The organism is Pantoea sp. E956-1, from assembly GCF_982223955.1.
In genome coordinates, this window is the sequence record NZ_CEUYZP010000007.1 from 229,411 (window position 1) to 250,706 (window position 21,296).

General features: G+C 56.2%; 17 protein-coding genes. 8 read left to right on the plus strand and 9 right to left on the minus strand.

Going from position 1 to position 21,296, the window contains the following annotated elements; genetic code table 11:
* Window positions 1-38: 38 nt before the first annotated feature.
* From mnmG to ravA, 6 genes are all read right to left on the minus strand, one after another.
* Window positions 39-1,928 (minus strand): tRNA uridine-5-carboxymethylaminomethyl(34) synthesis enzyme MnmG, encoded by a 1,890-nt coding sequence (gene mnmG / locus AC0T7J_RS17720; RefSeq protein ID WP_473795604.1) that lies wholly within the window; start codon window positions 1,926-1,928, stop codon window positions 39-41.
* Between the two features lie 432 nt (window positions 1,929-2,360).
* Window positions 2,361-2,801 (minus strand): FMN-binding protein MioC, encoded by a 441-nt coding sequence (mioC, locus tag AC0T7J_RS17725; protein WP_473795606.1) that lies wholly within the window; start codon window positions 2,799-2,801, stop codon window positions 2,361-2,363.
* A 155-nt stretch (window positions 2,802-2,956) separates the two neighbouring features.
* Window positions 2,957-3,418, minus strand: a complete 462-nt coding sequence (gene asnC, locus AC0T7J_RS17730; RefSeq protein WP_003849496.1) for a transcriptional regulator AsnC — start codon at window positions 3,416-3,418, stop codon at window positions 2,957-2,959.
* Window positions 3,419-3,521: 103 nt separating this feature from the next.
* Window positions 3,522-5,660, minus strand: coding sequence for a 5-histidylcysteine sulfoxide synthase (ovoA, locus tag AC0T7J_RS17735; RefSeq protein WP_473795608.1), 2,139 nt, complete (start codon window positions 5,658-5,660; stop codon window positions 3,522-3,524).
* A gap of 71 nt (window positions 5,661-5,731) precedes the next feature.
* The gene (gene viaA / locus AC0T7J_RS17740) at window positions 5,732-7,192 is read right to left on the minus strand and encodes an ATPase RavA stimulator ViaA (RefSeq protein ID WP_473795610.1); all 1,461 of its coding nucleotides are present in this window, start codon (window positions 7,190-7,192) and stop codon (window positions 5,732-5,734) included.
* The gene (gene ravA / locus AC0T7J_RS17745; RefSeq protein ID WP_010258850.1) at window positions 7,189-8,685 is read right to left on the minus strand and encodes an ATPase RavA; all 1,497 of its coding nucleotides are present in this window, start codon (window positions 8,683-8,685) and stop codon (window positions 7,189-7,191) included. Before ravA ends, viaA begins: the two co-directional genes overlap by 4 nt.
* 291 nt (window positions 8,686-8,976) lie before the next feature.
* Between ravA and kup the strand changes: the two genes are divergently transcribed.
* The gene (gene kup, locus AC0T7J_RS17750; RefSeq protein WP_473795612.1) at window positions 8,977-10,845 is read left to right on the plus strand and encodes a low affinity potassium transporter Kup; all 1,869 of its coding nucleotides are present in this window, start codon (window positions 8,977-8,979) and stop codon (window positions 10,843-10,845) included.
* Between the two features lie 15 nt (window positions 10,846-10,860).
* Here kup and qseC read toward each other — a convergent pair whose 3' ends face one another.
* Together qseC and qseB are read right to left on the minus strand one after the other, a co-directional pair.
* Window positions 10,861-12,216 carry a quorum sensing histidine kinase QseC gene (qseC, locus tag AC0T7J_RS17755; RefSeq protein ID WP_473795614.1) on the minus strand — a complete coding sequence of 452 codons (1,356 nt, stop codon included), beginning with the start codon at window positions 12,214-12,216 and terminating at the stop codon, window positions 10,861-10,863.
* On the minus strand, window positions 12,204-12,875 hold the full coding sequence (gene qseB / locus AC0T7J_RS17760) for a quorum sensing response regulator transcription factor QseB (protein ID WP_449300445.1): 672 nt from the start codon (window positions 12,873-12,875) through the stop codon (window positions 12,204-12,206). The genes qseC and qseB overlap by 13 nt, the downstream gene beginning before the upstream one ends.
* 162 nt (window positions 12,876-13,037) lie before the next feature.
* Here qseB and AC0T7J_RS17765 point away from each other — a divergent pair, with 162 nt between their 5' ends.
* The 7 genes from AC0T7J_RS17765 (at window position 13,038) to rbsR (ending at window position 19,476) form a co-directional block, all read left to right on the plus strand.
* On the plus strand, window positions 13,038-13,445 hold the full coding sequence (locus AC0T7J_RS17765; protein WP_473795616.1) for a YgiW/YdeI family stress tolerance OB fold protein: 408 nt from the start codon (window positions 13,038-13,040) through the stop codon (window positions 13,443-13,445).
* A 237-nt stretch (window positions 13,446-13,682) separates the two neighbouring features.
* Window positions 13,683-14,102 carry a D-ribose pyranase gene (gene rbsD, locus AC0T7J_RS17770; RefSeq protein WP_003849483.1) on the plus strand — a complete coding sequence of 140 codons (420 nt, stop codon included), beginning with the start codon at window positions 13,683-13,685 and terminating at the stop codon, window positions 14,100-14,102.
* Between the two features lie 7 nt (window positions 14,103-14,109).
* Window positions 14,110-15,618, plus strand: a complete 1,509-nt coding sequence (rbsA, locus tag AC0T7J_RS17775) for a ribose ABC transporter ATP-binding protein RbsA (protein WP_473795619.1) — start codon at window positions 14,110-14,112, stop codon at window positions 15,616-15,618.
* Window positions 15,615-16,586: a ribose ABC transporter permease gene (gene rbsC, locus AC0T7J_RS17780; protein ID WP_473795620.1), complete on the plus strand. Its 972-nt coding sequence runs from the start codon at window positions 15,615-15,617 to the stop codon at window positions 16,584-16,586. Before rbsA ends, rbsC begins: the two co-directional genes overlap by 4 nt.
* 25 nt (window positions 16,587-16,611) lie before the next feature.
* Window positions 16,612-17,487, plus strand: coding sequence for a ribose ABC transporter substrate-binding protein RbsB (rbsB, locus tag AC0T7J_RS17785; protein ID WP_098051971.1), 876 nt, complete (start codon window positions 16,612-16,614; stop codon window positions 17,485-17,487).
* A gap of 62 nt (window positions 17,488-17,549) precedes the next feature.
* Complete coding sequence (gene rbsK, locus AC0T7J_RS17790; RefSeq protein WP_473795621.1) at window positions 17,550-18,479, plus strand: ribokinase; 930 nt, start codon at window positions 17,550-17,552, stop codon at window positions 18,477-18,479.
* Window positions 18,480-18,483: 4 nt separating this feature from the next.
* Complete coding sequence (gene rbsR / locus AC0T7J_RS17795) at window positions 18,484-19,476, plus strand: ribose operon transcriptional repressor RbsR (protein WP_473795622.1); 993 nt, start codon at window positions 18,484-18,486, stop codon at window positions 19,474-19,476.
* Here rbsR and mdtD read toward each other — a convergent pair.
* Window positions 19,473-20,873, minus strand: a complete 1,401-nt coding sequence (gene mdtD, locus AC0T7J_RS17800) for a multidrug transporter subunit MdtD (protein ID WP_473795623.1) — start codon at window positions 20,871-20,873, stop codon at window positions 19,473-19,475. The genes rbsR and mdtD overlap by 4 nt on opposite strands.
* Between the last annotated feature and the right edge of the window lie 423 nt (window positions 20,874-21,296).

Below are 21,296 nucleotides of genomic sequence, written 5' to 3' on the forward strand. Positions count from 1 at the left end.
CCATTCAGCGGGGGCGAGTCTCCTCGCCCCGTTTCAGATCAGGCGCTTTTACGCAGCAGACCCTGTTTTTTCAGATAGATAAGCAGAATTGAGATGGCCGCCGGCGTAATGCCGGAAATACGCGTCGCCTGACCAATCGAACTCGGTTTGTGATCGTTCAGCTTGGCGATAACCTCATTTGAGAGGCCGTTCACCTGGCGATAGTCAAGCTCCACCGGTAACAGTGTGTTCTCGTTACGCAGCTGGCGATCGATCTCTTCCTGCTGACGCGCGATATAACCTTCATATTTAACCTGAATCTCAACCTGCTCAGCGGCCTGCTCATCAGCCAGTGCCGGACCAAAGGCATCCAGCGTCATCAGTTTCAGATAGGTCAGCTCAGGACGGCGCAGCAGATCTTCGCCGCTCGCTTCTTTGGTCAGCGGCGCGCTGAGTACCGTATTCACTTCCGTCACGTGTTCTGACTTCGGATGGACCCAGATATCGCGCAGGCGCTGACGCTCCTGTTCAATCGCTTCCAGCTTCTGATTGAAACGTGCCCAGCGCGCATCATCCACCAGACCCAGTTCACGACCGGTTTCGGTCAGACGCAGATCGGCATTGTCTTCGCGCAGCATCAGACGATATTCAGCACGGGAGGTAAACATCCGGTATGGCTCTTTGGTGCCGAGCGTACAGAGGTCATCAACCAGTACGCCCAGATAAGCCTGGTCACGACGGGGTGCCCAACCCTCTTTGTCCGCAGACTGGCGGGCGGCGTTCAGCCCCGCCAGCATCCCCTGCGCAGCGGCTTCTTCGTAGCCGGTTGTGCCGTTGATCTGGCCGGCAAAGAACAGGCCGTGAATAAATTTGCTCTCCAGCGTCGGCTTGAGATCGCGTGGATCGAAGAAGTCATACTCGATGGCATAGCCCGGACGCACGATCTTCGCATTCTCCATGCCCTGCATGGAACGGACGATCTGAATCTGCACATCAAATGGCAGACTGGTTGAGATGCCATTCGGGTAGATCTCATTGCTGGTCAGCCCTTCCGGCTCCAGGAAGATCTGATGCGAGTTACGATCGGCAAAGCGCATCACTTTGTCTTCGATAGACGGGCAGTAGCGTGGACCGATCCCCTCGATGATCCCGGCATACATCGGGCTGCGATCCAGATTATTGCGGATCACCTCATGGGTTTTCTCGTTGGTGTGAGTGATCCAGCACGGTACCTGCTGCGGATGCTGAGACGCATTGCCCATAAACGAGAACACCGGCATCGGGTTATCGCCGTGCTGCGGGCTGAGCACTGAAAAATCGATGGTGCGCGCATCGATACGCGGTGGCGTACCGGTCTTGAGGCGGTTTACCCGCAGCGGCAGCGCACGCAGTCGTTTTGCAAGCGGAATGGACGGGGGATCACCTGCGCGACCGCCACTGTAATTATCCAGACCGATATGAATTTTGCCGTCAAGGAACGTGCCGACGGTGAGAACGACGGTTTTCGCGCGGAACTTCAGTCCCATCTGGGTGACTGCACCCACCACACGATCGTTTTCCACGATAAGATCGTCGACCGCCTGCTGGAAGATCATCAGATTGGGTTGGTTCTCCAGTGCCGTACGCACTGCCTGGCGATAGAGCACGCGATCCGCCTGAGCTCGGGTCGCCCGCACTGCCGGACCTTTGCTGGCGTTTAGTATCCTGAACTGGATACCCGCCTGGTCAATCGCATTGGCCATCAGACCCCCCAGGGCATCCACTTCCTTCACCAAATGTCCTTTGCCAATTCCACCAATCGCCGGGTTACAGGACATTTGTCCAAGCGTATCAATGTTATGGGTGAGTAACAGGGTTTGCTGACCCATTCGGGCTGCCGCCATTGCGGCTTCGGTGCCCGCATGACCACCACCAATTACGATGACGTCAAAAGGATCCTGATAAAACATGAAGTGGTACCTCGGTTGATGAACTTGCAGGATCGTCGTCCTGGGGCGTGGATTCTACTCAAATTCCGTCTGGGGTGAAAGCCGCGGGATCGTCTGGTTTTAAAAGAAAGGATCTTAGATCTGTATATGATCTTTCTGTTAGATCTCTTATTAGGATCCCGCTTTTCTGTGGATATGTGCCAGAAGCACAGCAGAAACAACAGGATGAAGAGGATCACTACCTGTTAGTGATCGGTGATCCTGATCCGTATAAGCTGGGATCAAAATGGCATGTTATCCACAGGTCAAAAATCATTCTACGGTTGTTCTTTGGATAACTACCGGTTATACGCAGTAAAAGAGGGTAGTTATCCACAAAATAAACGAACAGAAAAGGATAAAATCAGCATCTTCCACTGGGGATCGTCACTATTTCGCGATCCCCAGCCCCCTTCAGATCGCCTTTTTCCAGCTTTCCAGCCAGGCTTCCGCGGGATCTTCAGGGATCTCATGCTCCAGCACGTCAATCTCCAGACGATCGCCGATCTGGCGGGCACCCTGAGCAATTAACAGCGCTTCAATCTGGCGGATCGCGCCACAAAAGAGATCATATTCATGATTGCCGAGTCCGATGGCACCAAACCGGACCTGAGAGAGATCGGGCTGGCTTTCCGTGATGGCTTCGAACAGCGGCAGCAGGTTATCGGGAATATCGCCTGCACCGTGAGTTGAACAGACCACCAGCCAGATACCCTCATGCGGCACCTCATCCAGCGCCGGGCCATGCAGCATCTGCGTTGAGAAGCCCGTTTCCTGTAGTTTTTCTTCCAGATGTTCAGCCACATACTCTGCGCTACCCAGAGTACTGCCACTGATTAAGGTGATATCGGCCATCTTGCTCTCCCGGACATTAAGGCGAGCATTGTACGCTGTGATCAAGCGGTGATCCACCTGTGGACAACAGGGTTAATAGATTAAGAGAAGCGAACGCAGCCGTTGTCAGCCGCCACATTCGTCAGGGATAAGATTATGCACAAGGCGGAGAAGGATCAGGGCTTGATAGTGCGCATGATCGGGTTTTGCAGTGAGATCAGCGTTTCCGTCGACTGAATTTCATCTATGGTCTGGATCTTGTTGATCAGCACCTGTTGCAGGGCATCAATGGACCGGCACATTACCTTAATAAAGATGCTGTAGTGGCCGGTGGTGTACCAGGCCTCAACCACTTCATCCAGCGCATCCAGTTTGCTCAGCGCCGCCGGATAGTCACGCGCGCTCTTAAGGATAATGCCGATAAAACAGCAGACATCAAACCCCAGCTGGCGCGGATCGATATCAACCCGGGTGCCCAGGATAATGCCCGCCTGCTTCATCTTCTCCACGCGGACATGAATGGTGCCGGGGCTGACATTAAACTGTTTTGCCAGCTCGGCGTAAGCAGTGCGCGCGTTGTCGAGCAGGGCATTCAGAATGCCGCGATCCAGGTTATCGAGCTGCAGATGTTCGGCCATGGCCATCCTCGTTATTGGTCTGCTTAAGTAAACAAGGATGAATGTGCAGCAAAATAGTGGTTCAGGCAACTCCCGGCAGCGACGGGCGCCGCTGCCGGTTCACTTAGCGTTTGCGCCAGACGGTGACCTGCGCCAGCGTGTGCTGGAACTTGCGGGCCGTTTCGCGGATCACAAACGGTTTATCCTGCGGTTCATCGACCAGGTCGAAGTCGGCTGCCAGCAGACGTTGCAGTGCCTGCAGCGTCGTCAGTGCCTCACCGTTTTCACGCACGCCACCCAGCCAGTTCTCCTTCGGCGTGAAATCCTCCAGCCAGGTATAAGGCGATGAGAGCACCAGAATGCCGCCCTGACGCAGCATCGGCGTGACATCCCGCAGGAAGCGTGCGGGCTGACGCAGGCGATCGATCAGGTTGGAAGCGAGTACCAGATCGTAACGGGCGGGTTGCGGCTTAAGGTTACAGGCGTCGCCCTGAACAAACTGAATCCGCTGCGCCAGTTCGCTCTCCAGCGCGAAATCTTTCAGGCGAACCTGACGATACTCCACCAGATCGCCTTCCTGTGGCAGGAGATAACGGAAGTCTTCGCCGCTGGCCAGCTGAAGCGCCACATCGATGAAGCGCGCCGAGTAGTCCATGCCGGTGACGTGTTTAAAGTGGCGAGCCAGTTCAAAACTGGCGCGTCCGGTGGCACAGCCGATATCCAGCGCCTCGCCACGGGCCGTGGTGTAGTTCAGCGCCAGGTTTACCAGGCTTTCGGCATAGTTATCCACGCCGAAATAGCGCGGGCCATACTGGAAGTCGAGGTATTGCGACACCATGGCGTCAGATTCATACGGGTTCAGCGCCATGGTTTCCTGATGATTGGAAACCACGTAGCGGAAACCGGCATGCTGGAAGAAGTGGCGGCGGAACGCATAGCGTGCCGATTTCAGCGCTTCGTTGCCGGTCGATATCCAGCTGCCGCCTTTGATCAGCGAATGTTTGCCATCAAAGGTCGGGGTAGAGAAATCATCATAAAGCGGATGGACTTTGAAGCCTTCAAAGCCGTTGGTCGGCGTGGTCGTCCACTGCCAGACGTTACCGACGATATCGAAGAAGTCACCCTGGGCGAAAAGATCGACCGGTGAAGAGGAAGCCCAGTACGCCAGGTTAATGTTGCCCGGTGCCCGATCCCAGTCCGGCTGATCGCCCGCGACCTGTTCGCGCAGCTGAGCCCACTCCGCTTCACAGGGGAGCTGAACGCTCATTCCCGTCTGATCCGCTTTCCAGCGGCAGAAGGCCGCCGCTTCCAGCTGGTTGACCTCGGCAGGCCAGTCCCACGGCATCGCGACCTCTTCACACATCAGACGCAGTTTAAGCTGTTCGGGCATCGCAGGCGTGCCGACCCAGAAGGTGGGCATCTCCGCTTTGGCAAACTGACACCAGCCCCAGCCTTCGTCATCCCACCAGCGCGCGTCCTGATAACCCCCCGCCTCAACGAACGCCAGGAATTCAGCGTTGCTGACCAGCATTTTGCTCGCCCTGAACGGCTGCAGCGCGATCTGCTGGCGGCCACATTCGACATCCCAGCCATAGGTATCGTCGGTTTTACCCAGCGTGACGGTGCCGCCAGGCATCGGCAGCAGGGTATTGGCCGGAACAGCCTCGCGCTGGTGGCGCGCCATCGGGCAGGCCGGCCATGCAGGCTGGGGTTTCACCCATTCAACCGGTAACTGGCGTATCAGTACGCTGGACGTTTCCAGATGAATACGCTCATGCTCAATGCCCATCAGGATCACCCAGGCCGGACTCTCCCAGGTGATCGGCAGAGTCAGCGGCAGGGTCTGGATGAGATCGCTGACCAGCGCTTTAACGCGCCCGCGGTATTCGCGGACTTCTTCAATGGTGGGCCAGTCATAGTGGCTGTCGTTGAGATCGTCCCAGCTCATCTCATCCACACCAATCGCCATCATCGCTTCGATACGATCGTCCAGACGTGCGTCGATAAGGCGTCCGGCCATCAGCTTATTAATGTAGAAGGTGGCAGTGTGGCCAAAATAGAAGATTAAAGGATGGCGCAGCGGAATGGCTTTGGTAAACCAGGCCTGGGGATCGGCCAGACAGGTAAACAGACTTTCATACAGTTCCCAGGTCTGGTGGAAATAGGCCAGCAATTCGGCACGTTTTTGTTCAATATTATGGCCTGAGAGCAGTAGCGTTCGCGTCGGCGCAGGCAGATCGCGATGTGGTTGAGCAAGCGTCACAAGGAGCTCCAGATTGCTGAGTAAGTGAAACGGTAATTCACTATAGCAAATGTGCATTTCTGCCTGATGACTTAACGCCGCCAGTGACGCAGCAGACGGCTTTTCATGCCGGTATCGAAACGCCAGATATGGTCGAAGATGCGCAGAATGCCTGGTTTCCCGTGGGCCGACATGGCCACCGCGTGAAAACGTTGCTGATTGTGTCGCTGGCGCTTTTTAATCGCCCCGATCACCTCTTCCGGCAGACGCTGGGCAATAAAATCGGAGACGATCACCGCATCGGCCTCCTGCCATAATGCGCCTTCCATTCGGGTGACAACAGAGGAGAGACAGGCAGCCAGATCGGTGCCGCCGCGAAAACGCTGACTCAGAAAGCGAATCGCCTGTTCCAGCCCGTCATCACCGGTCAGCTCATAGCCAATCACCTCATGCGCAAACAGCATGATGTAGCAGCGGCGGCGATCGGCCAGCGCGACTTTCAGCAACGCCAGACAGAACGCTTTGGCGCAGCGCTCATTGAAGCCCCCCATCGAACCGGAAGTATCGACGCAGACGATGAAAGGCCCGCGCGGCTGCTCTTCATGCTGCTGGTGGCTGGCCGGACGCATCGTCACCTTTTCATGCCAGGCATCGCCCTGCAGCTTGTAGGTCAGCAGCCGTTTCTCTACCAGCCGCCGGTAAAACTCCAGCTCCAGTTCACTGATACTCAGCGCAGCTAACTCCGGCGGCAGCAGACGCAGCACGTCATCGCTCTGATGAATGCCGCTGACCTCTTCTGGCACGGACGCAGGCTCCTGGACCATATGGTGAAAGGCCTCCATGGGAGCATCCTGCGACGGCACCGATTTCGCCTCGCGGCTGCGACCCAGCTGCTGGGCCAGCTTCAGCAGCTCCGGCTGCTGCGTCAGAAAGTCGCCATATTGAAGCATCAGCTGATAGTCGCCAGGCTGCAGTGACGCTTTGCTCATGTCCCACAGCCGGCCAGCGGCGGCTTCGTCATCGTCGCCGAGAATCGGTGCCAGCTGACCGCTCAGCGCCATGCGCTGCTGCAGTTCCGCCAGCAGGCGTTCGCGCTGCTGCTCCAGCAACGCCTGATTCAGCGTCAGGGTCTGTAAGGTCAGGCTCAGCCGCCAGCGCTGTAGAAAAAGCTGGTGCTGTGCGCTGCTGAGATGGCTGATATCGGTGTGCTGCAGTAGCCGGTTAGCTTCATCAAGAAAAGGGGAAGGCAGGCTTTCAAGCGCCTGAAGTGTAGCATTCAGCTGGTGGCTGAATTCACGATCGCTGAGGAGTTGTACCCGCTGGAACAGCTGAAACTCTTCGGCCAGCGTGGCCGGAACCGGTGTGGTTTTGAGCTCAGCGTTGATCTCCGCTCGCCAGCGCGGCACATCGCGCAGCAGCGCTTTTTTCAGTCCGGGAAACTTTTCAAAAAACAGCGCCAGCTGTGGGGATGCCAGCAGAGCAATAATCAGCTCTTCAATCAGTTCGGTTTCACCCACGGAGAGCAGTGTGCTGAGCGTCTCCAGTGGGATCATTTACGCGCCTGTTTCAGCTGTTCCGCCACATCCTGCAGGCTGGTTTCAACCCGCGCCAGCCAGTCATCACTGATAAACAGGCAGCGCTGGTGCTGGCTGAACAGATGACGCTGCGACCGCAGTTCACTCTCCAGTGCATCCAGCGCTTCGGTGATCTCACCGGGCAGCGGCTCGCTGTTGCTGACGCCAGGCAGTGTCAGGCGCGACGATTGCAGGCTGACATCACGGATAGCCAGGCAGTGCTGCGCATCCACCTGTAAATCCAGGCTCTGCGCAAAGCCAATCCCATTGAGCTTGCCGCGAACCTCGCCCCCTTTCTGTAGCCACTGATTCAGTGCATCACGCGCGATAACCAGATGTGTCACCTGCATGTCATGCAGCATCAGCGGCTTTTGCAGCATCAGCGTCAGTTGCTCATCAGTGAAGCTTTCCGGCAGATCGTAATGAGGTTTGCGACTGAACATCCCACTGTGTTTTTCCAGGGTGATCGCCTGTGCGATGCTCTGTTGCTGCTGCAGAGCCATGCGACGCGCTTTTATCTGATGCAGTTTGAGTAGCATCGGCTGCTGCTGCCAGGCGTGCTGCGTCATCAGCTGATCGATTTCGCGCTCCAGCAGCTGCATGGAGGCGACGTCGTGCCAGAGGCAATCTTTCAGCAGGATCAGGTCTATCGGCGCAATGGCGCTGCGGCCACTGTAAAAAGCGCTGGCCTGCAGCAGATGAATGGCTTTTTTCCAGCGACGATCGGAAATATAGGGCGCGGCGGGCTGGCTTTCCAGTTGCTGGCGCAGCTGATAAATCAGCTCGAACACCGCATCCGGCAGGCTGACCTGACTGATGCCGAGCTGCCATTGCGCATACTCCTCATCACTGATGCGCAGGGATTCCGCAACCGGATTGGTGTGCTCATCCTGCTGATGGGTCAGCATGCTGCGAAAGTTCTGCTTCTCATGCACATTATCCAGCCAGAGGCGGATCAGCATCCGGTCATAGAGCGCTTCAAGGCCGCTGTCCGCTTCCGGCATTTCATTGGAGGCGGTGACCAGCAGACGCATCGGAATGGCCTCTTCGCTGTCGCCATTGCGGAAGCGGCGTTCGTTGATAGCGGTCAGCAGGGTATTCAGAATCGCCGGGCCGGCTTTCCAGATCTCATCCAGAAAAACAATCTCCGCGTCGGGCAAATACCCTTTAGTGAGGCGCTGATAGCGCCCTTCATCCTTCAGTGCCTGAATGGATAGCGGGCCAAACACCTCTTCCGGTGTGGAGAAACGGGTCATCAGATATTCAAAGGCGCGGGCATGCTGAAAGGCATATTTCAGGCGGCGGGCAATCAGGCTCTTGGCGATGCCGGGCGGTCCCAGCAGAAACACGCTTTCACCGCTCAGCGCCGCCAGCAGGCAAAGGCGGATGGCATGATGTCGCTCATACAATCCTTTTTCTAATGCGTTGCTAAGGCGAGAAATTCTTTCTGCCAAAAGATGGGGTTGAGCCATAATCACTTCAATGTCCTTACGATCGTCGGGCCGCCGCGCTTCAGCAAGCGCCTTACTCTATAGATCATCATGCGTGAAAGCGTTGATAGCTGTCAGCTTTTTTGTTTCATAAGGTTTGCCTGCTTTGAAAGCGGTGCTGATTGACGCTTTAATGCCTGAAACCACCCTGTTACCCTGACAGACAGGCGAAGCGGGTATAGGAATTTTCGGCAAACCGTGCATACTGTGCGCTTTTTGATGGCCTGAGCGAGGGGTTTTTGCGCCTCTTAGACTCCAACAAAAGATAACTCTATGAGCTCGGATAATAAGCAGTCACTTCGCGGATTAACGCTGGCCGCTATTGGTGTTGTTTACGGGGATATCGGCACCAGTCCGCTGTATACCTTGCGTGAATGTCTCTCCGGACAGTTTGGCTTCGGCGTTGAGCGGGAAGCGGTGTTTGGCTTTTTGTCGCTGATTTTCTGGCTGCTGGTGCTGGTGGTATCACTGAAGTACATCAGTTATGTGATGCGCGCCGACAATGCCGGTGAAGGCGGCATTCTGACACTGATGTCGCTGGCGGGCCGCCATACGGGGGCACGCGCCACGGCAGTGCTGGTGATCATGGGCCTGATTGGCGGCAGCTTCTTCTATGGCGAAGTGGTGATCACGCCGGCCATTTCGGTGATGTCAGCCATTGAAGGCCTGGAGATTGCCGCGCCGTCGCTGGATCCCTTTATTGTGCCGATGTCGATTGCGGTGCTGACGCTGCTGTTTGCGATTCAGAAACATGGCACCGGCATGGTGGGCAAACTCTTCGCGCCGGTGATGCTGGTGTGGTTCCTGGTGCTGGCGATCCTTGGGGTCAGCGGCATCATGAAAAACCCGGAAGTGCTGCATGCGCTGAATCCCGCCTATGCGGTCGAGTTCTTCCTGCACTATAAATCTGTCTCATTCTTCGCGCTTGGCGCGGTGGTGCTGGCTATTACCGGGGTTGAAGCGCTGTATGCCGATATGGGGCACTTCGGTAAAGTGCCGATCCGACTGGCCTGGTTCTCCGTGGTGCTGCCGTCGCTGGTCCTGAACTACTTTGGTCAGGGCGCGCTGTTGCTCAGCGATCCCAAAGCGATTAAAAACCCCTTCTTCCTGCTGGCGCCGGACTGGGCGCTGATCCCGATGCTGATTCTGGCGACACTGGCCACGGTGATTGCCTCACAGGCGGTGATCTCCGGCGTCTTCTCGCTGACGCGTCAGGCGGTGCGACTGGGCTATCTGCCGGGGATGCGTATCATCCACACCTCTGAGCGTGAATCGGGCCAGATTTATATTCCGATGATCAACTGGGTGCTCTACTTCGCCGTCCTGATTGTGATTATCAGCTTTGAGCATTCAAGCAATCTGGCTGCGGCCTACGGTATTGCGGTGACCGGCACCATGGTGCTGACCTCGATCCTATCCTGTACCGTGGCGATTAAAAACTGGCACTGGCATAAGCTGGCAGTCGGCGTCATCCTGGTGCTGATGCTCTGTATCGATGTGCCGCTGTTTACCGCCAACCTGGTGAAAATCTTCTCTGGTGGCTGGCTGCCGCTCTGTCTCGGCCTGGTCATGTTTATCATTATGACGACGTGGAAAAGCGAACGTTTCCGCCTGCTGCGCCGCATGCACGAGCATGGCAACTCCCTGGAGGCGATGATCGCGTCACTGGAGAAGTCGCCGCCGGTTCGCGTGCCGGGCACGGCGGTCTATATGTCGCGTGCGCTGAATGTGATTCCGTTTGCCATGCTGCATAACCTTAAGCACAACAAAGTGTTGCATGAGCGGGTGGTGCTGCTGACGTTGCGGACGGAAGATGCGCCTTACGTGCACAACGTGCGTCGCGTGACGATTGAGCAGCTGTCACCCACCTTCTGGCGGGTGGTGGCCAGCTATGGCTGGCGCGAAACGCCAAACGTCGAGGAGATTTTCCACCGCTGCGGGCTGGAAGGGCTCAACTGCCGCATGATGGAGACGTCGTTCTTCATGTCGCATGAATCGCTGATTATCGGCAAACGGCCGTGGTATCTGCGCCTGCGTGGCAAACTCTTCCTGGCGCTGCAGCGCAATGCGCTCCGCGCGCCAGACCAGTTTGAGATCCCGCCAAACCGGGTGATTGAACTGGGCACTCAGGTCGAGATTTGATCTGCAGCGCCCGCCTTACGGGGCGGGCGCTGACCAGCGCAGCGTGACACATAATCCGCCGCCCAATCGCTGGCTGAAGGTGACCTGCATCCCGTGCAACTGGGCGATATTGCGGACTATCGATAATCCCAGCCCGCTTCCGCTTTTCTCCTGACCTGGCGGTCGCCAGAAACGTTCACCAAGCCGTTGCAGCTCGACTGCACTCAGACCTTCGCCGTTATCCTCTACCGACAGGCTATTCGCCTGAAGCCGCACATCAACTTCGCTGCCCGCTGGCGTATAGCGAATGGCATTATCCAGCAGATTACGTACCAGCAGTGACAGTAATAGCGGATGCCCCTGAATCTGCGGATCGGCGTCAGCATGCAGCCGCAGCGTGACACCCGTTTTATCCGCCAGCGGCAGCTGGGCAGCCAGCGTCTCCTGGATCGTACGTTTCAGCGCTACCGGTTCGAAGGCGTTGCGTGCATCATCAGCTTCAACCCGTGAGAGCGTCAGCAGCTGATCCACCAGCCGGGTTGCGCGGATAATACCGGCATCCAGTTGCTGCAGCGCATGGGTTCGCATCACTTCATCATCGGCTGTCAGCTGGATCACCTCGCTTTGCACCTGCAGCGCGGCCAGCGGACTGCGCAGCTCATGTGCGGCATCAGAGGTAAAGCGCCGTTCTCGCTGCATCATTGCGCTGATGCGGCTGAACAGACCATTGAGCGCCACCATCAGCGGTTGCACCTCTTTCGGCACGCGGTCTGCCTGCAGCGGCGTATCATCATCGGGCGCGCGCTGCGCCAGTTGCTGCGCCAGCGCCTTCAGCGGCCGCAGTTCAGACCAGACCAGACCGATCAGCAGCAGCAACATAAAGGGCAGCGCGATCAGCCAGGGCAGCATGCTGGCTTTCATCAGATCCCGCGTCATGTCGTCACGGTATTCGGACTCCTGACCCACCACTACCCGGAACTGCTGATCGGGCGTGGTCAGCCAGACAAACCGCCAGCGATCGTCATCATTGGTGAGCTGGCCCTCATGAAATCCCTGATACTCCGCCTCAAACGGCAGGTAGCGGCCATTGTCACCATCATTCATCACCTGCCGGCCGTCACGCGTGAAGACGGCAAAGGCCAGCGCGTCGTCATCCTGATCGCCGCGATGGTGGTGCAGTATCTCTTTGGTTCTGGGCAGCGTGGTTTTGTCCATCGAGGAGAAATCCAGCGTCAGCAGACGCTTGGCCAGCAGCATCTGCTGCGTATCGAAGAGCTCATCAAGGGTTTCACGTGTCTGATGCCAGGCACTCAGGCTGGCGCTGGCCCAGCAGAGCCCGAGCAGCAGTACAAAACCGATACCCAGCCGCAAAAACAGGCTCATTGATCGCATTCAGCCGCTCCCAGGGTATAACCGACGCCGTGCAGCGTGCGGATAAACTGGCTGCCCAGTTTTTTACGCAGATGATGAATGTGAACCTCTACCGCATTGCTGGAGACATCGGCATCCCAGCTGTAGAGTTTCTCCTCCAGCTGGCTGCGTGTCAGCACCCGGCCTGGGTTTCGCATAAACAGTTCCAGCAGCGCCAGTTCACGGCTTTTCAGCGCAATCGCCTCACCTTCACGCATTACACTGTGGCTGCCGGGGATCAGCACCACATTACCGTGCCGGAGTTCGGGCTGCAGCTGGCCGTGACGGCGGCGGATCAGCGCCTGTAAGCGAGCCGCTACTTCAGTTAAGGCAAAGGGCTTACACAGATAGTCATCGGCTCCGAGCTGAAGGCCTTCGACCCGCTGATCGAGCGCATCGCGTGCGGTCAGTATCAGTACCGGCACATCTTTTCCCTGCTGGCGCCACTGCCGAAGAATATCGAGCCCATCCCGCTCGGGCAGAGAGAGATCCAGGATCACCGCATCCCAGGGCGCGGCCTCAAGCGCGTTAAAGCCCGCCTCACCGGAGGTAAACCAGTCAACGCTGAAGCCCAGTTTACTCAGCCCCGCTTTGATACCGTCGCCAATTAAGCGGTCATCTTCAATCAGTAAAATACGCATCACGTCTCCCTGTTCCGATAACGCTTTATACGAAGCAACTTCCTGCTTGTACAGCTGATTTCGGCGAAAATAGCTTATTTTTGCCTCTTAAGAAGCTGTTAAGAACTTTATGGTCAACTAAGCTCAACAAGACGAACCACATCATGGAAAAGAGGTGACAAAATGAAAAAGCACGCTGCAATTCTGGCCGTCGTAATGCTGGCTTCTGCCCCGGTTTTCGCTGCACAGCAGGGTGGATTTGTTGATCCCAGTGCGCCAGCCGCACAGACGCAGTCAGCAGCCGGTCAGGGCGGTTTCAGTGCCGATCACAGCAGTGTGGTGACCGTAAAGCAGGCTGAAGAGATGAAAGATGACAGCTGGGTCACCGTGCGCGGTAAGCTGGAAAAACAGATCGGCAACGAAGATTATCTGTTCCGCGACCAGACCGGCACCATGAAAGTCGAAATCGACCATAAGCACTGGAACGGTCAGACTATCTCACCTAAAGACAACGTCGAGCTGACGGGTGAACTGGATAAAGATTTCAACAGCATTGAGATGGACGTCAAACAGGTTAAAAAACTGCCTTAATCCTCTTATCCTGGCCTGGTTTCTTTGCTCAGCACGGCTGACCGGACAGGACTATATCCGCAATATCGGGCCGCATTCGCGGCCCTTTTTTCAGCCCTTCCCCCGACTTAATGCAAATTTCTCCCCGCGTGAGCGAAACGTTTCGATAGCGATCACAGATTTCTTATTTCCCGATTGAGTTGATGGCGTCTTTTCATACACTCCTGACAGCGAAACGTTTCGCTGTGGAGTGAAAAGATGAAAAAAGGTCGCTTGTTAAACGCTGAACTCTCTCATGTGATTGCCCGCCTGGGACACACGGATACGCTGACGATTGCTGATGCAGGTTTGCCGATTCCGGCCGGACCGCAGCGCATTGATTTAGCGCTCACGCCGGGTACGCCCGATTTTATGCAGGTGGTTAATGCTGTCGCACTGGAGATGCAGGTAGAGAGCGCCCTGATCGCGGAAGAGATTAAACAGCATAATCCGCAGCTTCATAGCGCACTTGTCGCCGTGCTCGAAGCCTTGCAACAGCACCAGGGGAATATCATCACCATCAGCTACACCAGTCATGAACAATTCAAACAACAAACGCAGCGTAGTCAGGCGGTCATTCGCAGCGGAGAGTGCTCTCCGTTTGCGAATGTCATCCTCAGCGCCGGTGTGACCTTCTGAGGCCGCTATGCAACCTTTACTGCAACTCGACGGCATTGAAAAATCCTTTCCGGGTGTGAAAGCCCTTAAGGGTGCGTCGCTGAATGTCCGGGCAGGACGCGTGATGGCGCTGGTGGGCGAGAACGGCGCAGGCAAGTCCACCATGATGAAAGTGCTGACCGGGATCTATCAACATGATGCCGGTACGCTGCGCTGGCTCGGCAAAGAGACCCGTTTCAGTGGGCCGAAAGCGTCTCAGGAAGCGGGTATTGGCATCATTCATCAGGAACTGAACCTGATCCCTCAGTTATCCGTGGCGGAGAATATTTTCCTCGGCCGCGAATATGTGGGTCGTTTTGGCCGTATCCAGTGGCCGCGTATGTATGCCGAAGCTGATGCGCTGCTTAAACGGCTTAATCTGCGCTTCAACAGCCACAAGCTGGTGGGGGATTTGTCGATTGGCGATCAGCAGATGGTCGAAATCGCCAAAGTCCTGAGCTTTGAGTCGCAGGTGATCATCATGGATGAGCCGACCGATGCGCTGACCGATACCGAAACGCTGTCGCTGTTTCGGGTGATCAACGAACTGAAAGCGCAGGGCTGCGGCATCGTCTATATCTCGCATCGCATGAAAGAGATCTTTGAGATCTGCGATGACGTCACGGTGTTCCGTGACGGTCAGTTTATTGCTGAACGTCCGGTCAGCGAACTGACTGAAGAGAGCCTGATCGAAATGATGGTCGGCCGTAAGCTGGAAGATCAATATCCCCATATTGATCAGGCGCCAGGCGACGTGCGGCTGAAAGTGGAGAACGTCAGCGGACCGGGCGTGGATAACGTCAGTTTCAGCCTGTGCAAAGGTGAAATCCTGGGCGTTTCCGGCCTGATGGGCGCGGGACGAACCGAACTGATGAAGGTGCTTTACGGCGCCTTGCCGCGTCGCGAAGGCACGCTGTGGCTCAATGGTCGGGAGGTGGTGACGCGCTCACCGCAGGATGGGCTGGCTAACGGTATCGTCTATATCTCCGAAGATCGTAAGCGCGATGGCCTGGTGCTGGGCATGTCAGTAAAAGAGAACATGTCGCTGACAGCGTTAGGCTATTTCAGTCACGGCAGCGGCACGCTGAAACACGCGGCAGAGCAGCTGGCGGTGGGCGATTTTATCCGGCTGTTTAACGTTAAAACGCCTTCCATGGAGCAGCCGATTGGTCTGCTTTCGGGCGGCAACCAGCAGAAAGTGGCGATTGCCCGCGGTCTGATGACCCGGCCCAACGTACTGATTCTGGATGAACCGACACGCGGTGTGGATGTCGGCGCGAAGAAAGAGATCTATCAACTGATTAACCAGTTTAAAGCCGAAGGGCTGAGCATTATTCTGGTTTCCTCGGAAATGCCGGAAGTGCTGGGCATGAGCGATCGGATTCTGGTGATGCATGAAGGCCGTATCAGCGGCGAATTTACCCGGGAAGAAGCCACTCAGGAGAGCCTGATGGCAGCCGCCGTAGGCAAGCAACACAGTGAGGATTTAGTGGTATGACGACCCAAACTTTACCTGCCAGCCGTCGCTGGTTTAGCAAAAGCTGGCTACTGGAACAGAAGTCGCTGATTGCGCTGATGGTGCTGATCGCCGTGGTGGCCAGCCAGAGCCCGAACTTCTTTACCGTGGCGAACCTGTTCAACATTCTGCAGCAGACCTCGGTTAACGCCATTATGGCGGTCGGGATGACGCTGGTGATCCTGACCTCCGGTATCGACCTCTCTGTGGGATCGCTGCTGGCCCTGACGGGCGCGGTGGGGGCATCGCTGGTGGGCATGGAAGTGAATGCCCTGGTCGCGGTGGCGGCGTCGCTGGCACTGGGAGCGGCAATCGGTGCCCTGACTGGCACCATTGTGGCGCGCGGCAAAGTGCAGGCGTTTATCGCCACGCTGGTCATGATGCTGCTGCTGCGCGGTGTCACCATGGTCTACACCGACGGCAGTCCGGTTAACACGGGTTTCAGTGCCAATGCCGATCTGCTGGGCTGGTTTGGTATTGGTCGTCCGCTGGGTATCCCTGCGCCGGTCTGGCTGATGGCGCTGGTCTTTATTGCTGCCTGGTACATGCTGCAGCACACTCGTCTGGGTCGCTATATCTATGCGCTTGGCGGTAATGAAGCGGCAACGCGTCTCTCCGGCATCAATGTGAATCGCGTCAAAATCATCGTCTATTCCCTGAGTGGCATGCTGGCGGCGCTGGCAGGCACCATTGAAGTAGCGCGTCTTTCTTCGGCACAGCCGACAGCAGGCACCGGCTATGAGCTGGATGCGATTGCTGCGGTCGTGCTGGGCGGAACCAGCCTAGCAGGCGGTAAGGGCCGTATTTTCGGCACCCTGATTGGCGCACTGATCCTCGGCTTCCTGAACAATGGCCTGAACCTGATGGGCGTTTCTTCGTACTACCAGATGATCGTTAAGGCGGTAGTAATCCTGCTGGCGGTGCTGGTAGATAATAAAAGCAGTAAATAACTCTGACCTTACACAGGATGACATGATGAAAAAGTTAACCGCACTGGCCATGATCCTTGGCGCAACGCTCAGTACCAGCGCTATGGCCAAAGATACTATCGCGCTGGTGGTTTCAACCCTGAACAACCCGTTCTTTGTTTCGCTGAAAGAGGGTGCGCAGAAAGAAGCGGACAAGCTGGGCTACAACCTGGTGGTGCTGGATTCACAGAACAATCCAGCGAAAGAGCTGGCTAACGTGCAGGATCTGACCGTTCGCGGCACCAAACTGCTGCTGATCAACCCAACCGACTCTGATGCTGTGGGCAATGCGGTGAAGATGGCTAACCAGGCGAACATCCCGGTTATCACGCTGGATCGCGTTGCAGCACAGGGCACCGTGGTCAGCCACGTTGCTTCCGATAACCGTTTCGGCGGTAAAATGGCCGGCGACTTCATCGCCAAAAAAGTCGGCGAAAACGCCAAAATTATTGAACTGCAGGGCATTGCCGGGACTTCTGCCGCCCGTGAGCGTGGCGAAGGCTTCAAACAGGCCGCTGATGCGCATAAATTCCAGATCCTCGCCAGCCAGCCTGCCGATTTTGACCGTACCAAAGGTCTGAACGTCATGCAGAACCTGCTGCAGGCACACCCGGACGTTCAGGCCGTATTCGCTCAGAACGACGAAATGGCGCTGGGTGCACTGCGTGCGCTGCAGACCGCCGGTAAAACCGGTGTGATCGTGGTTGGTTTTGACGGCACTGCTGATGGCGTTAAAGCCGTAGAAGCTGGCAAACTGTCTGCGACCGTGGCACAGATGCCAGATAAAATTGGCATGATCGGCGTGGATACCGCTGATAAAGTGCTGAAGGGTGAAAAAGTGAAGGCGATCAACCCGGTCGACCTGAAGCTGGTCACTCAATAACTCAAAGAAAAGCAGGGCACTGCGCCACCCTCCCGGTGGCGCACTTATTCCGGACTCCCCTAATGAGCAAAAACGCAAAACTGGCCGTTCTTGGTAGCATTAACGCTGACCACATCCTTAATCTGGCGCATTTCCCCCGTCCCGGTGAAACGGTGATCGGACAGAATTATCAGATTGCGTTTGGCGGTAAGGGTGCGAATCAGGCTGTCGCCGCCGGTCGTGCTGGTGCCGATATCGCATTTATCGCCTGTGTGGGCGCTGACGACATTGGTGAACGTATTCGTCAGCAACTGGCGCAGGACAATATTAATACCTCGCCGATTGAGGTGGTTGAGGGTGAGTCGACCGGCGTGGCGATGATTTTCGTCAACGGAGACGGTGAGAACAACATCGGCATCTATTCCGGTGCAAACGCGGCGTTAACGCCAGATTGCGTGGCGCGTCATCAGCAGGTTATCGCCGACGCCGATGCACTGTTAATACAGTTAGAATCACCGCTGGAGAGTGTGCTGACCGCCGCGACGCTCGCCCGACAGCATCAGACGCAGGTTATTCTCAATCCTGCACCCGCCACCCAGCTCTCAGATGAACTGCTGGCGTTGATCGACATTATTACCCCGAATGAAACTGAAGCCGAGAGTCTGACCGGCATTGCGGTCAGCAACGATGAAGATGCCGCCCGCGCTGCGGCAGTACTGCATGCGAAAGGTATCGGCACGGTACTGATTACTCTGGGTCGCCGCGGTGTCTGGCTGAGCGAGCAGGGAGAAGGTCAGCGTATTGCTGGCTTCAGCGTTAAAGCTATCGACACCATCGCGGCGGGCGACACTTTTAATGGCGCCTTTATTACCGCGCGGCTGGAGCAGAAAACGATGTATGACGCGGTGCGGTTTGCCCATGCCGCCGCTGCTATCGCCGTTACCCGCTCGGGTGCGCAGCCCTCCGTGCCGTGGCGCGCGGAGATCGATGAATTTTTGCAGCAGCAGGGCTAAGCATTTGAGCACCATGAAAGATGTCGCTCGCCTGGCGGGCGTCTCTACCTCCACTGTCTCGCACGTGATCAATAACAATCGCTTTGTCAGTGAAGGCGTACGGGAAAAAGTTGAGCAGGCGATACGCGAGCTGAACTATGCTCCTTCTGCGCTGGCACGTAGTCTGAAAATCAATCAAACGCACACCATCGGTATGCTGCTGACCACCAGTAGTAACCCATTTTATGCCGAAGTGGTGCGGGGCGTGGAGGAGAGCTGCTATCAGCGTGGCTACAGCCTGATTCTCTGCAACACGGCGGGTAATGAAGAGCGGATGAACCGCAGCCTGGAAACGCTTATGCAGAAGCGCGTCGACGGTTTATTGATCATGTGTACGGAAAGTCACCTGCCCTCGGCAGACATTCTGAACCGCTATCCCTCTGTACCTGCCGTTATGATGGACTGGGCGCCGTTTGAAGGCCGTGGTGACATTATTCAGGATAACGCGCTACTGGGCGGGGAGATGGCGACTCAGCATCTTATCGACAGTGGTTACACCCGCATCGCCTGTATCGCGGGTCCGCAGGATAAAACCCCGGCACGTATGCGCCTGGAAGGTTATCGCAACGCCATGACAAAAAGTGGCCTGGCGATTCTGCCCGGCTATGTAGTGAATGGTGACTTTGAATTTCAGGGGGGCTATAACGGGATGGTCGAGCTGCTGGCGCTGGAAACGCCGCCTGAAGCGGTATTTACCAGCAACGATGCCATGGCGGTTGGCGTTTATCACGCACTCTATCAGGCTGGCATGCAGGTTCCGCAGCAGATGGCGGTAATGGGATATGACGATATTGAGCTGGCGCGCTATCTCACTCCGCCACTGAGTACCATTCATCAGCCGAAAGATGCGCTGGGTGAACTGGCGATAGACACCTTGCTCCATCGGCTCAGTGATCCCGACGCCAGCCAGCAAACGCTGGTGCTGACGCCGGAACTGGTGGTGCGTGGATCGGTTTAACGCTTTTTCTGTTTGTCGCGATTACTGATCAGATTACGTCCATCACCGTTTTTCAGCAGCATAAAGGTCAGCGCCGACAGTACTGTTACCACGCCCATGGTCAGAAACGTGGCGTGGAACTGTGAAATGGTGCTGGTTTCAAATTCCTGATAGAAGCGCAGCACCGCAGCGCTGACGGCCACACCAAAACTGATCGCTAATTGCTGAGTCACGGCCAGCACGCTGTTACCACCGCTGGCGTTATCATCATTCAGATCGGCCAGGGTTATGGTGTTCATGGCAGTAAACTGCGTAGACATGGCCATGCCGAGAATAAACAGCGGAAGTAATAGCACAATGATGCTTTCAGCGGGCGACTGCAGAGAGAAGCTGGCGATCAGAATGCCAATAATGGCGGTAATGCCAACCAGCAGGCGGCGGTAACCCAGCCAGCGCAGCAGTTGCGTCACCGTCGACTTCGCCAGTATTGAACCCATGGCGATGGGTGCCATCATGCAGCCCGCGATAATCGCTGAATAACCAAAGCCGACCTGCAACATGAGCGGCATCAAAAAGGGCACACAGCCGGTGCCAAGACGTGACGCGATGTTGCCACCGATGCCTACGGAGAATGTCCGGGTTTTAAACATCGGCAGATTGATCAGTGGCGAAGGGTGATTTCGGGCATGCACTATATAAAGAAGCAAAAGCACAATCCCGCTGAGTAATATCCCACCCGCCAGCCAGGCGGAAACAATCCGCTCGCCAAATAGCTCAATCCCAATCGAGATCATCACCAGTCCGGCTCCGAATAATAAGAAGCCTAAAAAGTCGAAGCGGCGCTTGGGGGTGGTGAAGTCCGGCATATATTTGCGTGCGTAGATAATGCCGAGAATGCCAATCGGGATATTAATCAGGAAGATCCAGTGCCAGGTCGCGTAGGTCACCAGCACGCCGCCCAGCATTGGCCCCAGTATCGGGCCAACTAATCCCGGCATGGTGACAAAGTTGAGCACCGGCAACAGCTCACTGCGCGGATAGGCGCGTAACAGCGCCAGTCGCGCGACCGGCATCATCATTGCACCACCGACGCCCTGTATGATGCGCGAGATGACCAGTACCTGGAGTGTGGGAGAAAGTGCACAAGCCAGCGAGCCGAGGGTGAACAGCGAAACGGCGACGATAAACACCTTGCGCGTGCCGTAGCGATCGGCGAGCCAGCCGCTGACCGGAATCAACATAGCGACAGTCAGGGTGTAACTGATGACGGCGGATTGCATGGCCAGAGGAGAACGGTCGAGGCTGGTGGCGATAGCGGGCAGGGCTGTATTCAGTATGGTGGCGTCGAGTGACTGCATGAAAAAGGCCATGGCAGCTATCCATGGCAAACCAGCCATGCTGCGCGCGGATTTTATCATTGAGTGTCCTTCCTGGGGTTATCCTGCGAGAAGAAGCAAAATAATAGCACCCGCATTAAGCAACGGCAGGTCTCTTTACAACGTTTAATGGCGATTTTTGTGCGTTATTCCGTCATGAAACGTCTCTTTTTAAGCCGTTCGTTTAAAAAAGATGCGCTCAGCAAATTAATTCAAAGAAACGCTTGTCAGCCCGCGGAAACTCCCTATAATGCGCCTCCATCGACACGGAACACCGGCAACGGGAAGCGGGTTGAGAGGCACAGGAGACTGCGCCGCCGGAGAAAAACTTCTGAAATAGAGGTTGACTCTGCAGGAGGAAAGCGTAATATACGCCACCTCGCGACAGGACGCTAACGCACTGTTCGCGCTGCTCTTTAACAATTTATCAGACAATCTGTGTGGGCACTCGCAGGATTGATATCA